The sequence below is a fragment of the Acinetobacter sp. Ag2 genome, from assembly GCF_001005515.1.
Lineage (GTDB): Bacteria > Pseudomonadota > Gammaproteobacteria > Pseudomonadales > Moraxellaceae > Acinetobacter > Acinetobacter bereziniae.
In genome coordinates this window covers 43545-68423 of record NZ_LBNA01000034.1, presented here as the reverse complement: position 1 = coordinate 68423, position 24879 = coordinate 43545, and the positions used below count along the sequence as shown (strand labels likewise).

General features: G+C 38.4%; 23 protein-coding genes and 4 tRNA genes. 4 read left to right on the top strand and 23 right to left on the bottom strand.

Going from position 1 to position 24879, the window contains the following annotated elements; all coding sequences use genetic code 11:
* Positions 1 to 282: 282 nt before the first annotated feature.
* The 20 genes from AAV97_RS04460 to tpiA all read right to left on the bottom strand — a co-directional run bounded on the left by AAV97_RS04460 (position 283) and on the right by tpiA (position 17479).
* Positions 283 to 1932 (bottom strand): PglL family O-oligosaccharyltransferase, encoded by a 1650-nt coding sequence (locus AAV97_RS04460; RefSeq protein ID WP_046759933.1) that lies wholly within the window; start codon positions 1930 to 1932, stop codon positions 283 to 285.
* Positions 1933 to 1992: 60 nt separating this feature from the next.
* Positions 1993 to 2730, bottom strand: a complete 738-nt coding sequence (gene tfpZ / locus AAV97_RS04455; protein WP_046759932.1) for a TfpX/TfpZ family type IV pilin accessory protein — start codon at positions 2728 to 2730, stop codon at positions 1993 to 1995.
* 48 nt (positions 2731 to 2778) lie between these two features.
* Positions 2779 to 3216, bottom strand: coding sequence for a pilin (locus tag AAV97_RS04450; RefSeq protein ID WP_046759931.1), 438 nt, complete (start codon positions 3214 to 3216; stop codon positions 2779 to 2781).
* Positions 3217 to 3352: 136 nt separating this feature from the next.
* The gene (locus AAV97_RS04445; protein ID WP_046759930.1) at positions 3353 to 4546 is read right to left on the bottom strand and encodes a serine hydrolase domain-containing protein; all 1194 of its coding nucleotides are present in this window, start codon (positions 4544 to 4546) and stop codon (positions 3353 to 3355) included.
* A complete protein-coding gene (locus AAV97_RS04440) occupies positions 4539 to 5729 on the bottom strand; it encodes an O-antigen ligase family protein (protein WP_046759929.1) in 1191 nt (396 codons plus the stop codon). Before AAV97_RS04440 ends, AAV97_RS04445 begins: the two co-directional genes overlap by 8 nt.
* Positions 5726 to 7066 (bottom strand): sulfatase-like hydrolase/transferase, encoded by a 1341-nt coding sequence (locus AAV97_RS04435; protein WP_046759928.1) that lies wholly within the window; start codon positions 7064 to 7066, stop codon positions 5726 to 5728. The genes AAV97_RS04440 and AAV97_RS04435 overlap by 4 nt, the downstream gene beginning before the upstream one ends.
* Before the next feature lie 42 nt (positions 7067 to 7108).
* On the bottom strand, positions 7109 to 7561 hold the full coding sequence (locus AAV97_RS04430; RefSeq protein WP_046759927.1) for a pilin: 453 nt from the start codon (positions 7559 to 7561) through the stop codon (positions 7109 to 7111).
* A gap of 223 nt (positions 7562 to 7784) precedes the next feature.
* On the bottom strand, positions 7785 to 8345 hold the full coding sequence (locus tag AAV97_RS04425) for a TPM domain-containing protein (protein ID WP_046759926.1): 561 nt from the start codon (positions 8343 to 8345) through the stop codon (positions 7785 to 7787).
* Positions 8339 to 9463: a TPM domain-containing protein gene (locus AAV97_RS04420; protein ID WP_046759925.1), complete on the bottom strand. Its 1125-nt coding sequence runs from the start codon at positions 9461 to 9463 to the stop codon at positions 8339 to 8341. The genes AAV97_RS04425 and AAV97_RS04420 overlap by 7 nt, the downstream gene beginning before the upstream one ends.
* A 77-nt stretch (positions 9464 to 9540) precedes the next feature.
* Positions 9541 to 10131 carry a LemA family protein gene (locus tag AAV97_RS04415; RefSeq protein ID WP_004826378.1) on the bottom strand — a complete coding sequence of 197 codons (591 nt, stop codon included), beginning with the start codon at positions 10129 to 10131 and terminating at the stop codon, positions 9541 to 9543.
* Positions 10132 to 10382: 251 nt separating this feature from the next.
* Positions 10383 to 10778, bottom strand: a complete 396-nt coding sequence (locus AAV97_RS04410) for a ribosome-binding factor A (RefSeq protein ID WP_004826375.1) — start codon at positions 10776 to 10778, stop codon at positions 10383 to 10385.
* Positions 10778 to 13486 carry a translation initiation factor IF-2 gene (gene infB, locus AAV97_RS04405; RefSeq protein WP_004826372.1) on the bottom strand — a complete coding sequence of 903 codons (2709 nt, stop codon included), beginning with the start codon at positions 13484 to 13486 and terminating at the stop codon, positions 10778 to 10780. Before infB ends, AAV97_RS04410 begins: the two co-directional genes overlap by 1 nt.
* Positions 13487 to 13496: 10 nt before the next feature.
* Positions 13497 to 14981 carry a transcription termination factor NusA gene (nusA, locus tag AAV97_RS04400; RefSeq protein WP_046759924.1) on the bottom strand — a complete coding sequence of 495 codons (1485 nt, stop codon included), beginning with the start codon at positions 14979 to 14981 and terminating at the stop codon, positions 13497 to 13499.
* A 34-nt stretch (positions 14982 to 15015) separates the two neighbouring features.
* Positions 15016 to 15540, bottom strand: coding sequence for a ribosome maturation factor RimP (gene rimP, locus AAV97_RS04395; RefSeq protein ID WP_004826368.1), 525 nt, complete (start codon positions 15538 to 15540; stop codon positions 15016 to 15018).
* A gap of 201 nt (positions 15541 to 15741) precedes the next feature.
* Positions 15742 to 15818: transfer RNA gene (locus AAV97_RS04390), tRNA-Met, on the bottom strand.
* 104 nt (positions 15819 to 15922) lie between these two features.
* Positions 15923 to 15999 (bottom strand) — tRNA-Met (locus tag AAV97_RS04385).
* Positions 16000 to 16074: 75 nt separating this feature from the next.
* A tRNA-Met gene (locus AAV97_RS04380) sits at positions 16075 to 16151 on the bottom strand.
* Positions 16152 to 16195: 44 nt separating this feature from the next.
* A tRNA-Leu gene (locus AAV97_RS04375) sits at positions 16196 to 16280 on the bottom strand.
* 53 nt (positions 16281 to 16333) lie between these two features.
* Positions 16334 to 16675: a preprotein translocase subunit SecG gene (secG, locus tag AAV97_RS04370; RefSeq protein ID WP_004826367.1), complete on the bottom strand. Its 342-nt coding sequence runs from the start codon at positions 16673 to 16675 to the stop codon at positions 16334 to 16336.
* A 9-nt stretch (positions 16676 to 16684) separates the two neighbouring features.
* Positions 16685 to 17479, bottom strand: coding sequence for a triose-phosphate isomerase (gene tpiA, locus AAV97_RS04365; RefSeq protein WP_046759923.1), 795 nt, complete (start codon positions 17477 to 17479; stop codon positions 16685 to 16687).
* Positions 17480 to 17757: 278 nt separating this feature from the next.
* Between tpiA and pilB the strand changes: the two genes are divergently transcribed.
* From pilB to coaE, 4 genes are read left to right on the top strand one after another with little or no spacing between them, the layout of a single operon-like run.
* Positions 17758 to 19473: a type IV-A pilus assembly ATPase PilB gene (gene pilB, locus AAV97_RS04360; RefSeq protein ID WP_046759922.1), complete on the top strand. Its 1716-nt coding sequence runs from the start codon at positions 17758 to 17760 to the stop codon at positions 19471 to 19473.
* 27 nt (positions 19474 to 19500) lie between these two features.
* Complete coding sequence (locus AAV97_RS04355) at positions 19501 to 20730, top strand: type II secretion system F family protein (RefSeq protein ID WP_046759921.1); 1230 nt, start codon at positions 19501 to 19503, stop codon at positions 20728 to 20730.
* 2 nt (positions 20731 to 20732) lie between these two features.
* Positions 20733 to 21614, top strand: coding sequence for a prepilin peptidase (locus AAV97_RS04350; protein ID WP_171249346.1), 882 nt, complete (start codon positions 20733 to 20735; stop codon positions 21612 to 21614).
* A gap of 25 nt (positions 21615 to 21639) precedes the next feature.
* A complete protein-coding gene (gene coaE, locus AAV97_RS04345; RefSeq protein WP_046759920.1) occupies positions 21640 to 22239 on the top strand; it encodes a dephospho-CoA kinase in 600 nt (199 codons plus the stop codon).
* A 46-nt stretch (positions 22240 to 22285) separates the two neighbouring features.
* Here coaE and AAV97_RS04340 read toward each other — a convergent pair whose 3' ends face one another.
* From AAV97_RS04340 to AAV97_RS04330, 3 genes are all read right to left on the bottom strand, one after another.
* On the bottom strand, positions 22286 to 23206 hold the full coding sequence (locus tag AAV97_RS04340; RefSeq protein WP_046759919.1) for a DMT family transporter: 921 nt from the start codon (positions 23204 to 23206) through the stop codon (positions 22286 to 22288).
* A 40-nt stretch (positions 23207 to 23246) separates the two neighbouring features.
* A complete protein-coding gene (gene rlmB, locus AAV97_RS04335) occupies positions 23247 to 23999 on the bottom strand; it encodes a 23S rRNA (guanosine(2251)-2'-O)-methyltransferase RlmB (protein WP_042088569.1) in 753 nt (250 codons plus the stop codon).
* A 143-nt stretch (positions 24000 to 24142) separates the two neighbouring features.
* Positions 24143 to 24466, bottom strand: a complete 324-nt coding sequence (locus AAV97_RS04330) for a pyrimidine/purine nucleoside phosphorylase (RefSeq protein ID WP_004718357.1) — start codon at positions 24464 to 24466, stop codon at positions 24143 to 24145.
* Between the last annotated feature and the right edge of the window lie 413 nt (positions 24467 to 24879).

The following is a 24879-nucleotide window of genomic DNA, read 5'->3' as shown; positions in this document are numbered from 1 at the left end:
ATCTGGTTTGAGCTAGTACATTTAACTTATTGAAAAAACAATGTTCTTAGCGGATTCTTTCTGAATTTTCATCCAAGTTTTGGATCAGCATGCGGCTAACCATACTTCTATCTTTTGTTTTTGCATGAGGAGCAAAACTCGTCAACTACCAGTAAGCATCATCTTTCATCAAGAGCTTTTGTCGAACTCAGGCTATATTTACTGCATGAGTTTTTCAACAAATTGCCTATACCATTCAACTCAAGTTTTAAAATTAAGAATTCATTTTTATAAAAAAGAATTCTAATGTGTTGAAATGGAAGCAGGCAATAATTCCTGATAACTTTTATCTTGTCCATGCAAGGTCTTTAAAATCCATAATTGATGCTCAGCTTCAGACTTTTTACCATTAAAAGCCAAGACCTGTGCATATTTATGAATATCATATGCAGACGCTAAATTCGCCACCATACGTCCCATATACTGCAATTGTTGATCTGTCATTTTTGTATAAGGATTTAAACCAATCCACCATACACGCTCTTTAAACTGTGTCAGCAACCAAATATCTTGATTCATCACTGCTTGTTGTGAAGCACTTAAAGGTGTCTTTTTGGTCACAAAAACACTTTGTTGACGATATAAAATATAGTCTCGATAAATCACACCGAGCAATACAAGACCGATCACAATAATACTCACAATGATCGACGATTTCAGCTTCACAGTCGGTAGTCGAGAATATTGTGCTTGAATCAGCCCCAATAAAAAACCCAAAGGCAGTAAAAAATAAGCATAATGAATCGGATATTCTAATAATGCATGAATCAGAATCGCACAGACCATCAAACTGGCGACAATTGAAACGGGTTCCTTTATGCCTTTATTTAACCAATATAACCAAAAAACGACATAGAGAATGATCAACCCACCTAGCGGAATACCATTCCAGATCAATAAATCTAAAATCACGTTATGTGCTGTTTTATACCATTCGTGCGATGGATATACATCAAAAGCAGCGATTTGTGCCATTCCTGTCTGATTCCAACCATAACCCAACCACGGCTTTTCTGAAATCGCAATCAAAGCTTGGTTCCACATATCCAATCGCAAATAGCCCGAACTTGCCCGCTCTATCACTGTGGAAGCTTGTGCAATGTCTTGTATTGATACCGCAGCAAGCCATTGATTAATCAGTGGTAAACTAGTGATAAGAACAACGAATACACCGCTCCATAGCAGCAGTTTTGCAAAACCAAAGCGTTTGGTTTGACCAAATTGCTTTGTCGTTAAATAAATCAGTGTGAATAAACAGACTACCCAAGCAGTGCGTGACTGGGTTAATGCAATGGTCAATAAAAAGATAAATGCAGTAGGTAAAAGCACATAATTCGAGAAAATTTTCTTTTCATAAAAGTATAAGCATGCAAACACACCCATACAGATAAATGTCGCTAAATTATTGGGTTGGGCAAAATTTGCATAGGGACGATTACCATTAAGAAGATTGACCAATGGGCTAAAATATTCATTGATATCCAACCATTGCGTGATTGCAATAAAGCTCGAAAGTATTCCACCCGTAAACACAACCAAACAGAAAACTTTAAAGACCTGTTCTCTTTGACCTTTTTCACCAATTGCTAAGTTATAACCCACCACCACCATCAACCAAAACATGGCAATATAGGCTGTACAAAGTAGTGCATTACTCAGGTATAGAATCTCTCCAAAGCCCCATTGTATCAGCGGAATTGCGAGTACAGGCAATACAAGTAATTGAGGTCTGGGTATTTTTAAATCTTGATGATAAAAAGCACTTAACAAAGCCAATGCTGATAGAAAGGTCAGTGCTTCACTACCAAAAGTCGTCCATGGCATTTTATGGATCGGTAAAAGCCAAGCAAGTAAAAGCAATAAGGCTGAAAGGATATAAGGAATGGCTTTCATATGAAAAGTAAACAGAAAAACTGAGCTTATTATAAGCCCAGTTTTGAGAAATCTAAGTATTTATTTCCAAGGTCGTAAGTCAACAATTTTTACAACTTCTCCCTTTTCTTTATTGATGAGTACGACCATATCAACATTTGTCGATTTTAAAGGAAGCCATGCATCCGCTGTCGGATATTGATTCAGAGTTTTATCAACAGCCTCTTTTGTATTGAAATTTGTCAAAACATCAATTTTTTCACTATTTTGCAGTAGCTCAATTTTTGCGTCACTTAATTTCGTATAGCGCTCAGGATGCATAGTTGGAATTATCCCTTTACTCAAGTCTTCAAATAATTGCTTATTTTGCGTTTCTATACTTTTTTCTTTTTTTAATGCAACAATTTGTGGCTTTAACCAACTCGCTTTTTGATACGCTTTTTGAGCTTGTGCAATATCTCCTGTTTCAATCTCATTATTTCTAACCAGATCAAAACGACCTGCATTATCATAGACAATCCAAGCTGGGCGACCTTGTGCAATATTGAATACACCATAACCTAAAGCAAAAATTTGAATCAGTATAATGACTGCCAAATCCATTTTTAACGTTTTTTTACCTTCTTTATAGACCAATAATGTTAAAAATGGACCAATAACCACATCAATTGCGACCAGCATCAAGAATATTTGAGTGACACCTACTGCTTTAGCGAGTGGTGTTGGGTACCAAATAAAAAATACAACTGCAATAAAAAACAAGGCGATTGCCAAAGAAATCGTTAAATGCCCCAAAAAAAATTTTATACGTTTTGACATTGTTATATAACCAAATTAAATGTGAAATAATTTTAGTTGTCAGTTTATTTAAATACAATCTACAGGCTTATATTTGTTTGCAATCCCAGAAGTTGTACTGCAACTCCACTTTCCATGACTATCCCTGTTGAGAAATATAGACTCACCTTTGATTGCTGATGCAACATTTTTAAGTTGACATTCTAAAGCAGGGCTTGCCATGCCTCCAACTGGCGTATGAACCGCATAAGTACAAAATTGTGATGATGTTGAAAAAAACATGTTTGAAACAGTAAAAGTCGCATTATTTGAAGCAGATCCATCATTCATGATTAACTCATATTGTGGTCTCGCCCCATTTAACTCTGCAACAGCACTGGTCAGTTGGGATTTAACAACAAAATTTTGATATTGTAGTAATGCAATAGTTGCAAGAATACCAATGATCGCAATTACAATCATTAATTCTATGAGTGTAAAACCTAGCTTATATTTGTTTTGCTCCATTTGACAACTACTTTGATCAACCTTGAGATAATTGTCAGTATATCTATATGTTCAAAAAACAGCATTTAAAATAAATAGTTCATAAAAAAGGAAGAAAACATGGCAAATACTTACATCAAACGTCACATTTATAACACTAACTGTCAGACTTATAATATGAATTCAGTTCTTTGTATAAATATTTAAAAAAAACGTATTCTTTAGCATTTTCTGGTGGTGAACCATTTCCAGTCCAAACAGTAATCCCCCCTTTCTCATCTCTGATCATTAAAGAGTTAGCGCCCGGCAAACCACCATCATGCCATTTGACCTCAATACTGTGACCATTTTTTTTATATCTACTTAATCCCAATGAAAAACAAGATTTTATTTCATTGAGCTTACATCCTGTATCCATCGAAGATGAGGACAATATAGATTGTTTGTCTCCGAACACTTGGCTTAATAGTTTCGCATAAGATTCTGCACTCCCAGAAAGTCCAGCGACAGCTGATAGAGCATTAAAGTCAAACATACCCGTATAACTATAAGTAAATACTGGTTCATATCTAAAATCGTATTTCACTTCATCTTTACCAAATGGACCATTGACAAACTGAATATTATATTTTTCTAAATTCATCTTTTCACTTAAAACTGATCTAAATGATTTTCCCGTCAATCTTTCAACAACAATAGAGAGCAAACAATAATTACGATTATCATAGGCATAAATTGTGCCTATTGGATGATCAAGTTTTAAATTTTTCATTTTATTAAGATCATAAGGGCACCATGGTTTTTCATAAGTGTTAAATAATGGATCATTACTTTTTAGACGATCAAAACCTGAAGTATGTGTCAATAAATTCTCTATGGTAATATTTTTTATACGTTCATCCGAATAATATTTTAATTCCGGAAAATATTTAACCACGTGGTCATCTAATTTAAGCTTTTTGTCTGCAACCATTTTTAAAACCAATGATGCTGTAATTGGTTTCGTTAAGCTTGCATATCTATATCGAGTATACTCATCTATATGTTCTGAGAATAATGGAAAATCTTTCCATCCACTCTCACAATGGTATGTCTTACCTCTTTGGGTAATATAAACCAACTGATTTGCCAAACTTCCATTATTCTCTATACTATAAATAATACTGCTTCTCATCCAATTAGGACTATTAGCTGAACAATTGATTGAGTTTTTAGATAGGATTGCCTCTACAGGGTAAATAAATCTAAAAAATTGATTTCGTGCAATAAGCGTAAAGTGTGCGATCAAACTAATGACTATAATAATGATAAAAACTAATATAACATCCATGAATTTTATTTTTTTAAACATGATTCTCATCTTCCGAATAAGCGAGACTAACAAAAACTGCAAAAAAAGCAATAATAATAATGTAATATGCACCCCCATTTAATAATGAAGCGCCAAATATATTCAAAAGCATAGCAATACACATTATTTTTATTTTATTTTTTCGTGTAATTATTTTTTTAAAAATAACCACTATGACAGTTGTAGTCGCAATAAAACCAAGAAGGCCATATTCGATTAAAATCTGCAGCACTGCGTTATGTGCTTGACCAATTTGCTGTTCACCTAAAAATACTTTCAAATTTCGAACAGCTTCACCGCCATACCCCCAAAATGGTCTTAAAAGGAACCAATCAAAAATTTGCTGATATAAATCTAGACGGCTTGAAGAAATTTGATTTGCATCGCCTTGAACTGAACGATGAAGTGATCTAAAAAAGCCTAATGACGGCGAGGCAACATTAAAAAAGGTAGAAATATAAACAGCACTCATCAAAGATAATGACGTTATACCTATACAAAATCTTTTTTGATTTAAAAGTATAAATAAAATGGCCCATGCCATGAATATGCCCAAATATGCAGCTCTGGAACCACTCCACAAGATACTAGTCAAAATGATTATAGAGAAAATCAAATAAAAATATTTAATCGGGCTTTTATCTAGTAGAAATAAAAATAATGCGGAAAAATAACAAATACTGAGCAAATCAGCCAAATGCCGAATGTTAGTAAAAAAGTATAGACTTTCAACCCAATTATAAGTAAAAGGATGATCAACATTATTCCACATATAGATTAAAATAATGACATGACCTAATCCAATTACAATCAAAAGCTGATTAATACAAATAAAAGAAATAGCTTTAAGATCAAGTAAAATTTTGGTTGTGTATCCAAAAAATATACAAATAATAATCCCTACTAGCCGACACCATATTTCAAATGAATCATTGAGTGGCGAGATTAAACTAGAAATAGTAAAGAAACACACCATTACCAGCAATAAAATAGTGAGTTTATAATCAATACTCTCAAAAAATTCTTTTTTATAAAAAAATAAAAATGGCAAAATAAAGTAAAGCATATAAACAGTAGAATTATAATTATTATAAAATCCATTTCCCATACTACTAAAACCTATTACAAATAACAATAATAAATATAATGCCCCTGTAATCTGATTTTTATTTTTTATTTTCATTTGATATAAAATCCTATACTTTCTACATAGCTTTCTTCAAAAGCCTTACGAGACTCATCATAAATTGGTGGAGTATGATCACCAACAATTACAACGTAAGTACCTTTTAATTCAGGTTTTTTAACCAATTTTGATAAATTATAAAAAAATTGCTTTTGCAATTTTAAATTCCGACAAGCACTCATCGATTGATCTAGTTGATACTTTTTACAATCAAATTGATCATCTTTTAGATCTCTTAAATCATAGTTTACATGTGTATTTAGACTCAGCCAGTAAAAGAAAATCTTTTTGTGTTGTCGAAATTGTTCCACTATTTGACTTTGTAAATCACGATCACAAAAGCCAGGAAATGAATAACATCTTGAATTTAAATATGGAAGGGACTCTCTAAAAATTTGTTGATCAAAACCAACTTTAGGATACCAATATTTTCGATCATACATTGCACCCGTAGCACCATGCATCGCAACTGTATAATATCCCTTTTTTTTCAATATATTGGGAATGCAATTTTGAAATCCAGATTGTTGATCTTTTAAATTAAAATTTTTTAGACTTTTTTGACAAAGCTCTCTGATTTCGCCATTGATTGTAAATCCATCGACATTTAAAGGCTTTCGCCATAACCATTGAATTTGATTATTTCCAATAAGTTCGGTCAATAAATCTTTTTGAATCTGATCATTTTCCGCAATCCCCCAAGATTCGTTGACAATTAAAATTATTTTTTTATATCGTTCAGGTGATTTAAAAATTTCATCCGAAGCAGAAAGCATTTGATTTTTCTGAAAAGCTTCACCTTTGTTTGAAAGACTTTGAACAAAGCCTTCGGTTCTTACGTTATAGGTATTTATGATTTGTGAAGCTAAAATTCGATTACTTTGCATATTCCATAAGCGACTATGATCTTCAGCTAAAAAATTCTGAGTAATCCAGAGTAATAGAAAAAAATTAGTACATAGCACAAATGGAAATTTATAACTTTTATCTATTTTTTGTGCCGAAAATTTAATATATAAATAACTTAGAACTAAAAAAAATATAAATGCTAAAATATTAATTGGGTTTGCATAGACTGCAAATTTAATTAAATAAATTAAATCCAATAAACGAATGAATGGAAAGATTTGTGAAAAAATATTTAAAAAGTCAAAAAAACTGATCAAGAAAAATAAAAAAAATCCGATTCTTTTTTTGTTGAATACTAATAATAGTACTATAGCAATATAATCAAAATTAATGGTGACTCGATGTACATCCAAAAAAAAAGCAACTATTTGCCAAAAAATATTTGGTAATAAAAAAGCTATAAATATGACTGTAAATTTTTTCATATTAAAAAAGAGGAAGTTACTACTTCCTCTTTCTCTTCTAAATTAAGAACCCGAACAACCTGAAGGACGATATTTTGCCTCTACTTTAGTTGCACAAGTCCATGTCCCCTCACCTGAACGAGTCCAAGTAAGTGTATTTTTACCAGATGTCGTTAAAGCTTGAGCTGCTTTATCACCAAAAGTCGCTACAATTGTAGAGTTTGCAGCAGCTGAATCAGCAATAGTCACTACTAAGCCTGTTTGATTAGTTGTTTGAGTTCCACCTAATAAATTACTTTTAGTCCAACCCAATTCGCAAGCATTAGCAGCAGTTTTACCATTAAGAACACAATCTTCAATAACAGTTTTCAATGAACCGGTTTCAGACATTACACGGCTAACTTGTGATTTTGCGATATAGTTTTGATATTGTGGGATCGCAATCGCAGCAAGAATACCGATAATCGCAACAACGATCATTAATTCAATTAAGGTAAAACCTTTTTGAGCATTCATAACATTTCTCCAATGTTTTTAAAAATTTATTAGCCTTTTTTCGAGCAATTTATCTGGCTGTTTTTGTGGAAAAAATCAACAACCAACTTACACACTTCGATTTTAGAGAGTATGTAACAGTTTACAAGTTTTTTTTAACATCTCATTTTTTTAAGTAATTAAACGTAAAAAAGTGACATTTCCTGTCACTCTTGTTTAAAAACATTTCGATTTTTATTTGACATTAATTCAGAATAATCGGCTGATTTGCCAATTCATTCATATTATCAGGTTTTTGTTGTTTGTAAAACAAATTCAATACTTTGCCTATTTCATTTACACCACGTTCGACTGCCAAACGATATTGTTTATTTTTTAATTGCACAATCATTTCATCACAAATCTGTTGCCACGTTTGCTGTGTAGTCGCCTGATGGATACCACGATCTACAACAATTTCTACCGCTTTTTCACACAAATTCAAATAAAGTAAAACACCGCTGTTATATTCAGTATCCCATACACCCAACTCGGCAAAGAGTTGTTGCGCTCGTAGACGGGTATTTTGATGATAGGCTTGATGGCTTGGGATATGCCCCTCGATCACCACCTGTATTTCACCCACATGACCTTCTTCGGCTTGTTGTACTGCTTGAGCAATTGCATGTTGATCCTGCTTGGAAAAATAGCGCTTTGATGCTGGCATATAAAGACAATGCTTGAGCCAGCGTTTAAAACTCGGCTGTACTTTTTCCTGTAATTTCGGTTCAGTCAAAATTTCTGTTGTATCAGTTTTTGTTACCATGAGCCTGATGCTCCTCCCCCGCCAAAACCGCCACCACCACCGCTATAGCCACCACCTCCACCAAAACCGCCACCGCTGCTTCCACCACGCCCACCGCCAGAGAGAAACATTTGTAGGATGAGTTGAGCTAGAGAAGTGATCAATAAGAAAAACACACCAAAGCCTAAAATCAGGCTCATCACAATGCCAGAACCATATATCAGCCCAGCTGCTGTTGCTGTCACCCCAGCTACTGCTGCACTTAAGCGATTACCAACGATAAATGAAGCAAATATACCCACAACAAGAATGATCATTGCCGTACTCAATGTTCGATCTTTGGCTTCTTGCGCTTGTATTGCTTGGTTTTGTCGTTCTTTGAGCTCATCGGCAGCTTGTTGCGCAATTTCAGGATCTAAATTTAGAATACGTTCAATTTCTCCCACAGCAGCTTGTAAACCTTGTGCATATTGCCCTTGTTTAAATGCTGGAGAAATTTGATTGCGTATAATCCGACTGACCATAATATCAGGCAATACACCTTCTAAACCATAACCTGTGGCGATATGAATTTTATGGTCATTCACAGCAACAGCGATCAATAGACCATTGTCTTGTTTTGCTGAACCAAGTTTCCATTGCTCTGCAACACGCATTGCAAAATCAAAAATACCTTCTTGCCCTGTGGTTGGAACAATAATAATCCCGATCTGTGCTTTGCCTTGACGATAAATGTTACGGATTTGTTGTTCTAAATTTTGCTTTTCAGTCGCAGACAAAACATTGGCTTGATCAACCACGGGTTGATTCAATGTAGGGATATTTCTTTCTGTCTCACCCTCTGCAATATCATTGGCGACTTTTGCTTGATTTGATGAAGAGCTCTGTGACGATTGTTGAGATGTGGTTGTCGGTTGATTTTGCTTTTGACCATGTACTGGTGATGAACCAAGCACATTTGGCAAGTTGGTATTTGGAGCAACTTTTCCGAGAACAATGGCTTCTTGTGCTTGTTGTTCATCTGTCGCAGTTGCTGTTTCAGCCCAAACCTGAGATTGAACAGAAAGGATCAGCGCCAAAAGCACATAGAATAATGTACTGATTATTTGAATTGCTGATTTTCCTTTCCGTTCAAGCATAACTCACCTTTACTTAAATAATAGAGAGGTCTTTCATCTCTTTCGAGTGATTCACCAAATAAGAGAAAGCCCAGTGATTAATTAAAATTCACTGTTGGTGCTTTCGATGCGCCTGCTTCAGCACTAAAGTTTGGTTTGGCTTTCATTCCGATCACTTTTGCAGTCATTGCTTGTGGGAACTGACGTACATAAGTATTGTAGTCTTGTACCGTCTGAACATAGCGTGTTCTTGCTGTACTGATTCGGTTTTCAGTCCCCTCTAATTGCACTTGTAAATCACGGAATTGCTCATTGGCTTTTAAGTCAGGGTAGTTTTCAGTGACGGCTAAAAGTCGAGATAATGCACCCGTCATTTGTGACTGTGCTTCTTGATACTTTTTAAACAATTCTGGATCGTTCAATACTTCTTTATCTACTTTTAAACCTGCAACATTGGCACGCGCCTCAGTCACTTCAGTTAAAACTTTTTCTTCATGGGTTGCATAACCTTTGACGACATTCACAAGGTTAGGCACTAAATCTGCACGACGTTGATATTGGTTTTCCACTTCAGACCAAGCCGCATTGACGGACTCATCTTTGGCTTGCAAAGTATTATAACCACAACCTGAAAAAGCCAAGGTACTCGCTAAAGTCAGTGCTACCAAACCTTTTTTCATTGAATTCATTGCTTATTCCTCAGAGATATTTATTTGTATTTGTTGATATATCTGCATTCTATACAGTTTCAGGCAAAGTTTTGTTTAATTTCTGCTATCTATTCGCAATTAAGCTTTTTGGGAATGAGATACATTTTTTAAGAAAAGTGCGTTAAGGCGAAACTACTCATTATTTTAGAATATAGTTTAAAAGATGGGGCTTGATAGCCATATTTTCTCAGATATAAGAAAGCCACCCTGAGGTGGCTTTCTACAAATACTTATTCTTCGTCTTTTTGCTCAGGTAAATCTTTTACTGCTTCTGCGATTAAACCAAACATATAGTTACCATAAGCATTGGTTTTATCGTAATGAAAGCGCAACCGAGGCGTTATACGTGTTTTGATCCGACGACCTAACTCGTGACGCAAGAAACCAGAGGCTTTATTTAACACATCCAAGGTTTCTTTATTTGCTGCTTCGCTTTGCTCATCACCAAGTTCACGCCCCATAACTGTCACGTAAACTTCTGCATAACCCAAGTCAGCACTGACTTTCACCGCAGAGATGGTCACAAGACCACCTAAGCGTGGATCTTTAAGCTCTTGACGAATCAGTTCTGACAACTCACGTTGTACTGTATCCGCCATGCGCTTAAGACGTTGACTACCCGCCATTAAAGACTCCGTTTGATCAACTGAACATCATATACTTCGATTTTATCGAGGGCTTTGATGTCTTTATAGCCTTTAACAGCAAGGCCACATTCCATACCAGCACGAACTTCTTCAACCACTTCTTTATAACGGCGAAGAGACTCAAGCTCACCTTGGAATACCACCACATCATCACGAAGTACACGAATTGGTTTATTACGATGCAATACACCTTCAAGTACCATACAGCCCGCAGCAGCACCGAATTTACTTGAATGGAATACTTCACGAACTTCTGCAACACCCAGAATCGTTTCACGATGTTCAGGTGCAAGTTTACCACTCATTGCAGCTTTCACATCATCAATAAGCTGATAGATGATTGAATAGTAACGAATGTCGATACCATCAGCATCTGCTTTTTGACGTGCAGTATTATCAGCACGTACGTTAAAGCCTAGCAGTACAGCTTCTGAAGATTCAGCAAGAGTAACATCAGACTCAGTGATTGCGCCCACGCCCGAACCGATTACACGAACTTTAACTTCATCAGTCGCAAGATCAGCCAATGCAACATGCAATGCTTCCAAGGTACCACGTACATCAGTTTTAAGCACAACATTCACGATAGGTACATCTTTCTTGCCCATAGATGCCATGATGTTTTCAAGGCGCATCGCACTTTGACGTTCAAGACGTTTTTGACGTTCACGATCCATACGAGCATCAGCAACTTCACGTGCTTTTTTCTCGTCATTGACAACAAGCACTTCATCACCCGCCATTGGCGCTTCAGGAAGACCTAAAATCTCAACTGGAATCGAAGGACCTGCTGATTGAATACGTTGACCATTTTCATCTGTCATCGCACGAACACGTCCGTAAGATGCACCAGCAAGAACAAGATCACCAACTTTCAAAGTACCGTTTTGAACCAAAATAGACGTTACCGCACCACGGCTATTGTCTACGCGCGCTTCGATCACAACACCTTGCGCAGCACCTTCTTCAGATGCTTTCAACTCTAACATTTCAGCTTGAATTGAAATTAAATCTAGAAGCTCATCGATACCTTGACCAGAATGCGCTGAAACCATTGCAACTGGGACATCACCGCCCCATTGTTCAGGCACGATTTCTTTGGTCGTCAATTCGTTCAATACACGATCTGGATCGGCAGATTCTTTATCCATTTTGTTGATTGCAACAATAATCGGAGTACCTGCAGCACGAGCATGATCAATCGCTTCCGCAGTTTGTGGCATTACACCATCATCTGCTGCAACAACCAATACTACGATATCTGTAGCTTTCGCACCACGTGAACGCATTGCAGTAAATGCAGCATGTCCTGGTGTATCAAGGAAAGTAATAATCCCTTTATCAGTGGTTACATGATAAGCACCGATATGCTGTGTGATACCGCCCGCTTCGCCTTGAGCCACTTTAGCACGACGAATACGGTCAAGAAGCGATGTTTTACCATGGTCAACGTGACCCATGATGGTAACCACTGGTGCACGTGTAGTTTGTGCTCCACGCGCGCCTTCAGCTGCTTCGAGCAAGTTATCTTCAGCTTGTGTATCAGAAACAAGAACTGGATTATGTCCCATTTCCTCAACAATCAATGCTGCAACTTCTTGATCAATGGCTTGGTTTTGTGTAACCAATTCCCCCATTTTCATGAGTGATTTAATCACTTCACGGACTTTAACTGCCATTTTTGCAGCCAAGTCAGCAACCACGATTGTTGAACCAATTTCAACGTCATACACTTGCTTTTTAACAGGTTTTTCAAAACCATGTTTATTCGCTTGGCTGGTTTTTAAACCACGTTTATGTGGGTTATGACTGAAAGATTGTTCTTCCTGACCACGACGACCACCTTTCTTCGGAGAACGTGTATTTGCAGTGTTGGTACCACGTTTGATTTCACGGTCTTCTTTTGCAAATGAGTCTTCATATGCTTGACCAACCAAACCAGCAGCCAACGGTGAATCATCAACTACACGAATAGTCGTTGTTGTTTCATCAGAAGAATACTTAGATGCCATTTGACGCATTTGCTCAAGTGTACGTTGTTGTGCTTCTTCTGCTGACTTACGACGAGCCGCTTCCTCAGCAGCTTTTAATTGGGCTGCCTGAGCTTCACGTGCACGCTTTTGTTCAGGTGTTTCAATTGTTTTTACAGTTGCTTTGGTAATCGGTTTATTGGTCGACTTACGTTTAACAACCACAGCTGCTTTTGGTGTTTCTTTTGCTGCAGTTTGCTGTTTTGCCGCAGCACGCATTTTTTCTAAATTGGCTTTTGCAGAGCTTTCTGTTTTTTCAGCTTCATTTGCCACAGGCACTTGCTGTGCTTTTGGCGCTGAATTTGCCTGAGCCGTCGCTTGCGCTTTTGCTAAAGCTTCCGCTTTAATTTGTTCAGGATCTGGCTTAGTGAACGTATGTTTTTTACGAACTTCAACATTGATAGTTTTAGCCTTACCTGAAGTACTCGCCACTTTCGCGGTACTTGTCGTTTTACGTTTCAACGTGATTTGTCCTGCTTGTCCCGTATCTTGACCATGAGCTTTTTTCAAATGGTTCACGAGCACATCTTGCTGTTCAGTAGAAATTTTGTCTTCAGCCTGCTTTTGAGGTAACCCAGCTTCACGCACCTGATCAAGGAGCTTTGTAACTGGAAGTCCTACACTGACTGCTAACTCTTGAATTGACTTATCCGTCATGTACTACCTCCTAGTTAAACCATGATTCACGTGCTTTCATAATCAATTGACCCGCTTTTTCAGCGCCCAAGCCTTCGATATCAGAAATATCATCCGTTGCTTGATCCGCCAAGTCATCGACTGTGATTACACCGCGTGCTGCTAAAGCCTGTGCAATTTCAGAAGTCATACCTTCCATCGCAACAAGTTCTGGACTTGGGTCCTGAATATCTTCTTGCTGTTTTAATGCATCAGCCAAAGCGGCTTCTTTTGCGCGACTTTGTAGTAATTCAACTGTATCTGCATCCAATTCGATTTCATCGAAAGTTTCCGCAGGTACATAAGCAATTTCCTCTAGTGAGGTAAAGCCCATTTCTACCAAAGCCATTGCGAGATCTTCTTCAATATCTAGACGTGTAACAAACATATCTAAATACTGTTGAGCTTCATTTTGTTGACGAGCACGATACTCATCTTCAAGCATCATATCTAACTTATAACCTGTCAGCTCTGATGCTAAACGAACGTTTTGTCCTTGTGAGCCAATTGCACGAGCAAGTTGATCACTGGTTGCAAAAATAATATCCGCTGTGTGTGCATCTTCATCAATCACGATACCCGATACATCTGCTGGCTCTAAAGCACTTGCGATATATTGAGCTGGATCATCAGACCACACCACAACATCAATACGTTCACCATTTAACTCTGATTGTACTGCTTGGATACGTGTACCACGCATACCAATACATGCACCTACAGGGTCAATACGATGGTCATTGGTTTTGACCGCGATTTTTGCGCGTACACCCGGTTGACGTGCTGCTGCTTTAATTTCAATGATTTCTTCAGAAATTTCTGGAATTTCCTTTTTCATCAAAGCAATCAGCATTTCAGGTTTAGCACGAGACAATAGTAACTGTGCACCACGACCTTCACGATTGACACTATACAGAATCGCATTCATGCGCTGTTTTGGACGAAGAATTTCTTTTGGAATCATTTCTTCACGTGCCAAATATGCTTCAGCGTTATCACCTAAGTCGATGATAAAGCCATCTTTGGTTTGTTTTTTCACTTCACCGTAGATTAACTCGCCCACTTTAGACTCATAAGCATCAGCAACCAAAGCCCGCTCTGCTTCACGAATTTTTTGTACAATCACTTGTTTAGCAATTTGCGCAGCAATACGACCGAAATCAATTGATGGCACTTCAAGTTCACGAATATCCCCGATCGACCATTTTGCAGGATCTACATCAGAAATCGCATCCTGACATGCTGGCATTTCGTGATCTTCATCTGCAACCACTTCCCATTGACGAAAAGTACTGTAATCACCAGTTTTGCGGTCAATTTCTACTCGTAACTGCGCTTCTTCCGAATTCGTTCCTTCGTAGAATTTCTTTTTAGTCGCTGCAACTAAAGCCTGTTCAAGTGCTTCAAAGATTGCTTCACGACTCACACCTTTCTCATTACTAACCGTTTCAACGACGGTGAGAATTTCACGTGCCATAAGTCACCTATTTATTCAGATTTCTATTTCTGGATTAATCCTGAAAGATCAAATTCGCTTTGTCTATGTTGTTACTGTCTATCTCAAGTACCTGTTGCTTTTCAACTTCGACTTGAATCATTTCATTTTCTAAATCTACAGCAACCAACTTGGCTTGGAATTTACGACGATTTTCAACGGCTGCAATCAAACGCAATGCAACTTGTTGTCCGATATATTTTTCTAACTGCGCCAACTGAAAGAATGGACGATCCCAACCTGGAGAAGACACTTCCAAAGCATACTCACCTGAAATTGGATCATGCACATCTAAGATTGCACCCACCTGTTGAGTCACACGCACACAGTCCTGTACGCCAATACCACGACCCAACTCAACCTCACCATCTTCATTTATGGTTGGCTCAGCATTTTCAGCAACGTCTTTATCAATATAAATACGCAATAAAGAACGCTTACCTTGAGGAATGAATTCAATCCCCCAAAGTTCTACATCACAAGCTTGCACTGCAGGAGTTATTAAATCTTGAAGTGCTTGAGTTTTATTTGATAGCTTCATTTACTCTCGTCATATTTGTGCGATTCAATCGCTCACTGGACTTATTCAACTTACTATAGTGAAGCATGTCTTTTTGACCAATTGATGTCCACACCACACGATAGCCAATAAAAAAGGGCGTAATCGCCCCTATTATCGCACAGTAAATCGTAATTCACTATGCAAAAAGACCCACCTATCTGTGAGCCCTTTTTAGAAACTTGGTAGCGGGAGCTGGATTTGAACCAACGACCTTCGGGTTATGAGCCCGACGAGCTACCAGACTGCTCCATCCCGCATCAGCGTTGCAAAATTATATACAAGAACTTTGAATTTTTCAATCAATATTAAAACATTGATCATTCTATTTTCTTGGTTGATCAAGTTGCACCTTAATCAAAAATGGTAGCGGGAGCTGGATTTGAACCAACGACCTTCGGGTTATGAGCCCGACGAGCTACCAGACTGCTCCATCCCGCAACAATACTGCAAATTCACAAATAAAATAGACTTTTGATCTACATTACCTTTAATTAAGTTGCATCTTAATTAAATTGGTAGCGGGAGCTGGATTTGAACCAACGACCTTCGGGTTATGAGCCCGACGAGCTACCAGACTGCTCCATCCCGCAACAATGTTTTTTAGCCGCTAGCACCAACAATACTGGTTTATTGTTGGTGCGGAAGGGGGGACTTGAACCCCCACGCCCGAAAGCACTACCACCTCAAGGTAGCGTGTCTACCAATTCCACCACCACCGCAGCTGTGACGCATTCTAGTCGCATCCCTTAGAAAAAGAAAGGACTAATTGACATTATTCGCCAGTTTTTGGTGCAGTTGGCGAAGTTTCACCCGTATTTGTTGGTACAGGTGCAGTTGTTTGAGTTGTCGTTTGTACTGTTTTCAAGCCATAAGCATCTGTGGTTTGTTTTTTCGCAAAGACTGCTAGGCTTAAGCTGGTAATAAAAAATAAAGCTGTCAAAATTGCAGTTAATCGGGTTAAAAAGCTTGCTGAACCTGAAGCACCAAATACCGTAGCTGCGCCGCCACCACCAAATGAAGCGCCTGCATCTGCACCTTTACCGTGCTGAACGAGAATAAGCCCGATCATTAAAACAGCCAAGATGATATGTACAACCAGCACAAATGTATGCATGCTGAACTCCTATTCTTTTGTATTAGCAAATGCTTGAGCAATTTTATAAAAAGACTCTGCATTAAGTGATGCACCACCAACCAGTGCACCGTTGATATCTGGACACGCAGCCAACTCTACTGCATTTTCAGCTTTTACACTACCGCCATATAAAATAGCCGTTTGTTGTGCTTCAACTGTAATTTGAGTTAAACCTTCACGAATTTTTGAATGCATCGCTTGAGCATCTTGTGGCGATGCGGTCTTGCCTGTTCCAATCGCCCAAATTGGCTCATAAGCAATAACAATATTGTGCCACTGCCCTGCTTTTACAACCGCAGCAAGATCACAAATTTGTTGTAAAACCACCTGTTCAGCTTGACCCGTCTCACGTTGTTCGAGGCTTTCCCCAACGCAATAAATGACAGTTAGCCCAGCATTCAGCGCATTGGTCAGTTTCGCTTTTACTTTCACAACATCATCACCAAAAATTTCACGGCGCTCAGAATGCCCAACCAATACATAATCAATCTGACTATCTTTGAGCAATTCCGCACTCACTTCACCGGTATATGCGCCAGTACCTGGCATTTGAGACAAGTCTTGAGCAACAACTTTAACGGGTGAATGAGCATCTTGAAGTTGTTGTTGTACCGACAATAAAGCAATAGAAATCGGCGCAACCCCCAAATGACATTGTTGTTGTGTAATTGGGTTTTGTTGTAAATACTGTTTTAAGTCTTGTATGAGTTGTTGCGAATTCGCTTGCATTGGGTTCATTTTCCAATTGCCGACAACCCAAGGAATAATAGTCGAACTCGACATACATCTAACCTTTTATCGAAAATGTGCACATTCTACACGGAATTTAGATTTTTAAAGTATTTTTTCTTTATCAATTCGCACTTCTGTTCTAAAGTCTGTCAGTGAATATATGCGCCAGAAATATAAAACGTTTCAAAGATCGTCAACAAAAGCCAAATTGGCGCAAATTATGGTTAAAATATGTTTTTAGAAGAATACGTTTAATTCTAGATATTTTTAAGGATCATCGTATAATTTCATTATTCCAATTATAAAATTAAATTTAAAGTGTTTTGGGGATGTCTATGCAAAATGGTTCACCTAAGTTTTCGGGTTATATCCGTCGCTTAGTCGATGAAGGCTTTTTATCTGCTCAGCAAATGAAAGATGCCTTAACAAGTGCTCAAAAAAGTAAAACCCATTTGGTGCCGTACCTGATTGAGAAATTAGCGATCTCACCATTGCTGATCGCTGAAATGATCTCCTCCGAGTTCGGTGAGCCTATTTTTGATCTAGACAGTTTTAATCCTGAAATGTTGCCCAAGGACATTGTGGACGCCGGTTTAATCAGCAAGCATGGAGTGATTCCATTGGTGCAACGCGGCAATATCTTATATGTTGCCACCAGCGACCCCACCAATATCGAGGCACTTGATGCGATTCGTTTTAGTTGTGGTCTAAACATTGAACCAATCATCGTTGAACATCATAAATTATTAAAAAATTTAGAAAAGCATTTTACTGTAGAAGAAAGCTTTAATTTTGGCGATGAAGATTTTGATGTCGATATTATTGCGACGGATGATGCTCCACCTTCAGATGACGATGATGAGGAAACTTCAGAAGAAGAAGCACCGATTGTTAAATATATCAATAAACTGTTGATTGATGCCATTCGAATGGGCGCCTCAGACTTACATTTTGAACCTTATGAAAAAAGTTATCGTGTTCGCTATCGCGTAGATGGCGTACTGAGAACCATTACCAATCCCCCACTGCAATTGGCAAATCGTTTGGCATCCCGTTTAAAAGTCATGTCGCAAATGGATATTTCAGAGAAACGTATTCCTCAAGATGGGCGGATCAAACTTAAACTGTCTAAAACCAAAGCTATTGATTTTCGTGTGAACTCACTTCCAACATTGTTTGGTGAAAAATTAGTTCTGCGTATTCTTGATCCTTCCAGTGCCATGTTAGGGATTGATGCTTTGGGCTATGAAGAAGATCAAAAAGCTTTATTTATGGAAGCACTAGAAAGACCACAAGGTATGTTATTGATTACCGGTCCAACAGGTTCTGGTAAAACCGTATCTTTATATACTGGCTTAAATATCCTCAACACCGAAAGTTCCAATATTTCAACCGCAGAAGACCCTGTGGAGATTAATTTGGAGGGGATTAACCAAGTAAACGTTAATCTTAAAGCAGGATTGACCTTTTCAGTCGCGCTAAAATCATTTCTTCGTCAAGATCCAGATATTATCATGGTCGGGGAGATTCGAGACCTTGAAACGGCTGAAATTGCAATCAAAGCAGCCCAAACAGGTCATATGGTGATGTCCACACTGCATACCAATAGTGCACCAGAAACCTTGACCCGATTGCGCAATATGGGTGTGCCATCCTTCAATATTGCAACATCGGTCAATCTTGTGATTGCACAACGTCTTGCTCGACGTTTATGCAACCACTGTAAAGCACCTATTGAAATTCCGAAACAAAGTTTGCTAGAACTGGGCTTTACTGAACAAGACTTAAACCATCCTGATTTACAGATTTTTCAGCCTGTGGGCTGTTCTGAATGTAGAGAAGGTTATAAAGGACGAGTCGGTATTTATGAGGTGATGAAAGTAACACCTGAAATTTCAAAAATTATCATGGAAGATGGCAACGCACTACAAATTGCAGCAGCATCTGAGAAATTGGGGTTTGATAATTTACGACGTTCAGGTTTAAAAAAGGTTATGAATGGTTTAACGTCTTTACAAGAAATCAACCGTGTAACCAGTGAATAAATATAATCAATATTTAAGGAAATTGTTATGGCAGCTAAAAAAGCGCAAATGATGCCTACCTTTGCTTATGACGGGGTTGATCGAAAAGGAATCAAGGTCAAAGGAGAATTGCCTGCACGCAATATGGCACTCGCCAAAGTCACGTTGAGAAAACAAGGCATCACCATTAAAACCATTCGAGAAAAGAAAAAGAATATTCTCGAAGGCTTAATGAAGAAGAAAATTTCAACTTTAGATATCACCATCTTCACCCGTCAGCTTGCCACCATGATGAAGGCGGGTGTTCCCTTAGTACAAAGTTTTGAAATTGTTGCCGAAGGTTTAGAAAACCCTTCTATGCGTGAAGTTGTCCTAGGGATCAAGAGTGAAGTTGAAGGCGGAAATACTTTTGCTGGCGCCTTGAAAAAGTATCCTCGTTACTTTGACAGCTTATTTTGCTCTCTGGTTGAATCTGGCGAACAATCCGGTGCTTTGGAGACCATGTTGGATCGTGTCGCGATTTATAAAGAAAAAAGTGAATTATTAAAGCAAAAAATTAAAAAAGCCATGAAATATCCTATGACAGTGATTGTTGTTGCAATCATTGTGACGATTATTTTGATGGTCAAAGTTGTACCTGTCTTTCAAGGCTTATTTAGTTCCTTTGGTGCAGATCTACCTGCCTTTACTCAAATGGTGGTGAATATGTCCAATTGGATGCAAAGCTATTGGTTTATTATGATTATCTTTATCGCAGTTAGTATTGCTTCTTTTTTAGAAGCAAAAAAACGTAGTCAAAAATTCCGAGACTTACTAGACCGAACTGCACTCAAACTACCCATTTTTGGCGATTTGGTTTACAAGGCGATTATTGCGCGTTATAGCCGCACACTAGCAACTACCTTTGCGGCAGGGGTTCCCCTCATTGAAGCACTAGAATCTACTGCGGGTGCAACCAACAATGTGGTTTACGAACAAGCTGTGATGAAAATTCGCGAAGATGTGGCTACAGGTCAACAACTAAATTTTGCCATGCGTGTAACCAATAAATTTCCCGCTATGGCTGTGCAGATGGTCGCCATTGGTGAGGAATCAGGAGCACTGGATGCCATGCTCGATAAAGTGGCTACGCACTTCGAAAATGAAGTCGACAATGCTGTGGACGGTTTAACCTCAATGATGGAGCCTTTAATTATGGCAATCTTAGGCGTCTTGGTTGGTGGTCTTGTGATTGCCATGTATCTTCCAATCTTCCAAATGGGTTCAGTGGTTGGTTAATAATGGGTATGTTTAATGATTTTTTAAACTTTTTGATTCAATCCCCGACCGCACTTTTTATTGTTGTCGGTCTAGTCAGTCTATGTGTCGGGAGTTTCCTCAATGTGGTGATTTATCGCACACCAAAGATGATGGAAAAGGAATGGCGCCAAGAGTGGCAAGCAGAATGTCAATTGCTTGCTGGTTCTCAACAGATCGTCATTGACGAAGAAAAACTGAGTCTGAGTCAACCAGCATCCACCTGTCCACAATGCAAAACACCTATTCGCTGGTATCAAAATATCCCCGTGATCAGTTGGTTGGCGTTACGTGGTAAATGTGCTTCATGTCAAAACCCCATCAGTATCCGCTATCCCTTGGTTGAGCTACTGACAGCAATCTGCTCCTTAACCGTTGTTGCAGTATATGGACCAACACTCCAAATGGTGTTTGGTGTATTGCTGACATGGGTGCTGATTACCCTGACCTTTATTGATTTTGATACACAATTACTACCTGATCGTTTTACCCTAACGCTCGCTGCTCTCGGATTAGGCATTAACTCATTTGAAATATATACCACGGCAAGTGTTGCAATTTGGGGTTATATTATTGGTTTTCTTTGCCTATGGATTGTCTATTACCTGTTTAAAATCGTGACAGGTAAGGAAGGCATGGGTTATGGTGACTTTAAGCTTCTTGCTGCACTGGGTGCTTGGATGGGACCTTTGCTACTACCCTTGATTATCCTGCTTTCCTCGGTTGTTGGGGCAATTATTGGTATCATCCTGCTAAAAATTCGTAAGGAAAATATTCCTTTTGCTTTTGGACCTTATATCGCCATTGCAGGTTGGATTGCATTCTTATGGGGCGAACAAATCATGAAGATTTACCTAGGTCAATAATTTAAACATCAATGAGGATGACAACATGACTTTTATATTGGGCTTAACAGGTGGCATTGGAAGTGGTAAATCCGCAGCAAGTCAATGGTTTGAGTCCCAAGGAATTGTTGTTGTAGATGCCGATATAGTGGCACGAGAAATTGTTGAAAAGGGTCAACCTGCGCTAAAAAAAATCCAAGAGGCATTTGGCGATTGGACTTTAACGGCAAATGGTGAATTGGATCGTCGCGCATTAAGAGAACATATTTTTAAAGATGCTTCGGCACGCCAACAGCTCGAGTCGATCACTCACCCCGCGATTCGAGCTTCAATCATTCAACAACTACAAGCAGCTACCAGCCCCTATGCAATTTTGGTTTCTCCACTGCTGTTTGAAACCAATCAGCACGAACTGACTCAACGTACTTTATTGATAGATGCCAGTGAAGACTTACAAATCTTACGTGCATCGCAACGTGATGGACAGTCAATTGAACAAATTGAAAAAATCATTGCAGCGCAAATGCCACGACATGAAAAGCAAAACCATGCAGATGATATTATTTTAAACGATGGTCATATTGATCATCTATATGCAAAATTAACACCCTTACATCAATACTATCTAGAGCTTGCAACAGCTTAATTCTGCACTATCACCTACCAAATCAATAACATGTAATTAAAAATACTCATTGATTATGTTTACTAATATCTAAACGTTGTTGCAAACTGTCTTTATGGCTAAACCAACGCCAAGGCTGTAATGCCCCAACTCCCATGCCAATTAAACCGCATATCATTGCCAAACTTAATGGCTCATTTAACAAAGGCACCGCGATTATTGCCGCGATAAAAGGTGCAAGTGTTACGATACTGCCTGTTTTAAATGCACCAAGACGCTTAATCGCTTCTACATAGGCTAAGGTTGCCACGATCACGACAAACACACCATGAAAAAGTGTCTGCATCAATAAATGCGGTGTTGACGCTTGGTCCAAATGTTTAGGTAAAAATAATAGATACATCGGTACATAAACGATAGCGGACCAGATCGCTACACCTGCCATAGAATGCCATGCAGAAAGCTTCCACTGACGCAGTAATACTGTAAAAATTCCCCACCAGATTGCACTGAGAAAAAATAACAAATCACCAAAACCAAATGCCACACCCGTTTGTTGATACATCAAGAAACTCATCACGGAGATCGCCAATAACATAATAATCAAACTGATCCATGTATGTTTGTCAAAAGGTTGGCGATAGAGCAAATAACCCGCTAAGGCAGTACATAAAGGAATACAACCATTTAGAAAAATTGCGGCATGGGCTGCTGGTACAAAATGGAATGCACTATAAGAAGTTAAGCAATAAACAACACCACCGACCATAGCCAAAATAAAAGGTTGTTTTTTAAATAGAAAAGCGGTGTCTTTTTTATAAATTAAAATAGGCATCAAAATACAAAATGCCAAAGAAAAACGTAATGCGGTAATATCCCAAGGGCTGATATGCCAAAGCGCATTCAGCCTTGAGGTAATGGTAAATCCGCCCCAAATACACATGGTGATTGCTACATAAATGTAACCTTGGGTACGAACAGTCATCATGATGTTTTCTCAAATACGATCAATCATCGTAATGATCGTATTAACTTGCTTGACGTTGGCGACATGCTTCATACAATGCCATACCTGTCGCCACACTGACATTCAAACTTTGCAAATTCCCAGACATAGGAATAAATACAGTTTGATCACATTGTGATTGGGTAATTGGACGCAAACCCGTATCTTCGGCACCCATCACCACACACACGGGTGTTCCTGTAAAATCGAACTTGTGAATAGGCAAGGCATTTTCATCCAACATCGTGCCCACCACACGGACATGATAATGCTCTTTAATATGACCCAGTGTTCGCGCCAAATTGGTCACTTGAATAAATTTCACTTTTTCAGCACCACCCGCAGCGACTTTACGCGCAGTCGGCGTCAATGTCGCTGAACGATCACGTGGTACAATCACGGCTTCAACCCCCATCGCTGCTGCTGTACGAATACATGCACCAAGGTTATGAGGGTCTGTGATGTGATCAAGTGCTAACAACAATGGTGAATCGCTCGTTGCTAAAAGTTGATCAAGATCTTTTTCATTCAACACAGGATGTGGACGTACAGCCGCGACCACCCCTTGATGGAAAGGTTGTCCTGCAAGTTTTTCCAAACTATCACGACTGGCTTTTTGCACACTGATCCCAAACGGTTCAGCAAGCTGTAAGATACGTTGCAAACGCTGATCATCACGCCCTTTTAACGTAAATAAGGTTAAAACACGTTCAGGTTCCAACTCTAATAATGACTCCACTGAATGAACGCCATAATAATATTCGGACTTCGCCATGAACAACCTCATTAACAACAGCATGATAGAAATGAAAAATCCTGCAAAGCCAACTTTACAGGATTCTATTTGATGATTCAGTTTAACCGATTTAGCTGAGAAATTCTTTGCTTAATTTCAAAACACTCGCATTGTTACAGTGTTTAGCCTTCCAAATGACAAACGTAATCGAGTACATCATCTGTTTCAATTTTAAAACGGCTATTTCCAGGGACATAAAAAGATTGTCCGGCACGGAACAACTCGCTTTCCTCGCTGTCTGCAATCTTGACACGACACTCACCAGAAATAATTTCCATACGCTCTGGGACATGTGTTTCAAATGTTAAAGCTTCTTCAGTAGGAAGAATAACGCCTAAAGTCTTTTTTGTTCCGTCTTCAAATTGCACAGTGTGACTAATACATAGACCACCAAAATATACATTGGATTTTTTAACTACGGATACGTGATCGTACTGAGCTGACATGCGTATTCTCCAGATAATGCGCATTTATAAAAATTATGTTCGATGTAGTTTAATGTCGTGCTACAAACTAATCAATCGAAGATTTTATTGTGGTGGTTTCGCGCCTTTACAAATTGACATGGGCAATCGTCATCAGTTCATATCTACACTAAAGCAAAACCTGAAAACGCGACTCTAATACAAGCAAAGGATATGCCTATTTTTAGTCTCAATTTGCGTTCAATATAAAGTGATGGAAGAATTGTGATATTTACAACTTCATCTTTAACTGTTCGAGGCTCCCTCACTTCTAAGGCATTATGAATATCATCATTGGATAGATGGATAAAGCTTAGGTTTATTTAGAAATATCACCTCAATACTCGCTTTATACACAGCCTATCGATTGTTTAAACTCAAGACATTTTATTTTC

What these genes read in the sequence shown, in the direction of transcription:
- AAV97_RS04430 (WP_046759927.1), bottom strand. Translation starts at nt 7,561, where the DNA reads ATGAATGCTCAAAAAGGTTTTACCTTAATTGAATTAATGATCGTTGTT.
- coaE (WP_046759920.1), top strand. Translation starts at nt 21,640, where the DNA reads ATGACTTTTATATTGGGCTTAACAGGTGGCATTGGAAGTGGTAAATCC.
- AAV97_RS04435 (WP_046759928.1), bottom strand. Translation starts at nt 7,066, where the DNA reads ATGAAAAAATTTACAGTCATATTTATAGCTTTTTTATTACCAAATATT.
- AAV97_RS04415 (WP_004826378.1), bottom strand. Translation starts at nt 10,131, where the DNA reads ATGAATTCAATGAAAAAAGGTTTGGTAGCACTGACTTTAGCGAGTACC.
- rimP (WP_004826368.1), bottom strand. Translation starts at nt 15,540, where the DNA reads ATGAAGCTATCAAATAAAACTCAAGCACTTCAAGATTTAATAACTCCT.
- infB (WP_004826372.1), bottom strand. Translation starts at nt 13,486, where the DNA reads ATGACGGATAAGTCAATTCAAGAGTTAGCAGTCAGTGTAGGACTTCCA.
- AAV97_RS04350 (WP_171249346.1), top strand. Translation starts at nt 20,733, where the DNA reads ATGGGTATGTTTAATGATTTTTTAAACTTTTTGATTCAATCCCCGACC.
- AAV97_RS04355 (WP_046759921.1), top strand. Translation starts at nt 19,501, where the DNA reads ATGGCAGCTAAAAAAGCGCAAATGATGCCTACCTTTGCTTATGACGGG.
- AAV97_RS04425 (WP_046759926.1), bottom strand. Translation starts at nt 8,345, where the DNA reads ATGGTAACAAAAACTGATACAACAGAAATTTTGACTGAACCGAAATTA.
- AAV97_RS04410 (WP_004826375.1), bottom strand. Translation starts at nt 10,778, where the DNA reads ATGGCGGGTAGTCAACGTCTTAAGCGCATGGCGGATACAGTACAACGT.
- AAV97_RS04330 (WP_004718357.1), bottom strand. Translation starts at nt 24,466, where the DNA reads ATGTCAGCTCAGTACGATCACGTATCCGTAGTTAAAAAATCCAATGTA.
- tfpZ (WP_046759932.1), bottom strand. Translation starts at nt 2,730, where the DNA reads ATGTCAAAACGTATAAAATTTTTTTTGGGGCATTTAACGATTTCTTTG.
- AAV97_RS04420 (WP_046759925.1), bottom strand. Translation starts at nt 9,463, where the DNA reads ATGCTTGAACGGAAAGGAAAATCAGCAATTCAAATAATCAGTACATTA.
- rlmB (WP_042088569.1), bottom strand. Translation starts at nt 23,999, where the DNA reads ATGGCGAAGTCCGAATATTATTATGGCGTTCATTCAGTGGAGTCATTA.
- tpiA (WP_046759923.1), bottom strand. Translation starts at nt 17,479, where the DNA reads ATGTCGAGTTCGACTATTATTCCTTGGGTTGTCGGCAATTGGAAAATG.
- nusA (WP_046759924.1), bottom strand. Translation starts at nt 14,981, where the DNA reads ATGGCACGTGAAATTCTCACCGTCGTTGAAACGGTTAGTAATGAGAAA.
- pilB (WP_046759922.1), top strand. Translation starts at nt 17,758, where the DNA reads ATGTCTATGCAAAATGGTTCACCTAAGTTTTCGGGTTATATCCGTCGC.
- secG (WP_004826367.1), bottom strand. Translation starts at nt 16,675, where the DNA reads ATGCATACATTTGTGCTGGTTGTACATATCATCTTGGCTGTTTTAATG.
- AAV97_RS04445 (WP_046759930.1), bottom strand. Translation starts at nt 4,546, where the DNA reads ATGTTTAAAAAAATAAAATTCATGGATGTTATATTAGTTTTTATCATT.
- AAV97_RS04460 (WP_046759933.1), bottom strand. Translation starts at nt 1,932, where the DNA reads ATGAAAGCCATTCCTTATATCCTTTCAGCCTTATTGCTTTTACTTGCT.
- AAV97_RS04450 (WP_046759931.1), bottom strand. Translation starts at nt 3,216, where the DNA reads ATGGAGCAAAACAAATATAAGCTAGGTTTTACACTCATAGAATTAATG.
- AAV97_RS04340 (WP_046759919.1), bottom strand. Translation starts at nt 23,206, where the DNA reads ATGATGACTGTTCGTACCCAAGGTTACATTTATGTAGCAATCACCATG.
- AAV97_RS04440 (WP_046759929.1), bottom strand. Translation starts at nt 5,729, where the DNA reads ATGAAAATAAAAAATAAAAATCAGATTACAGGGGCATTATATTTATTA.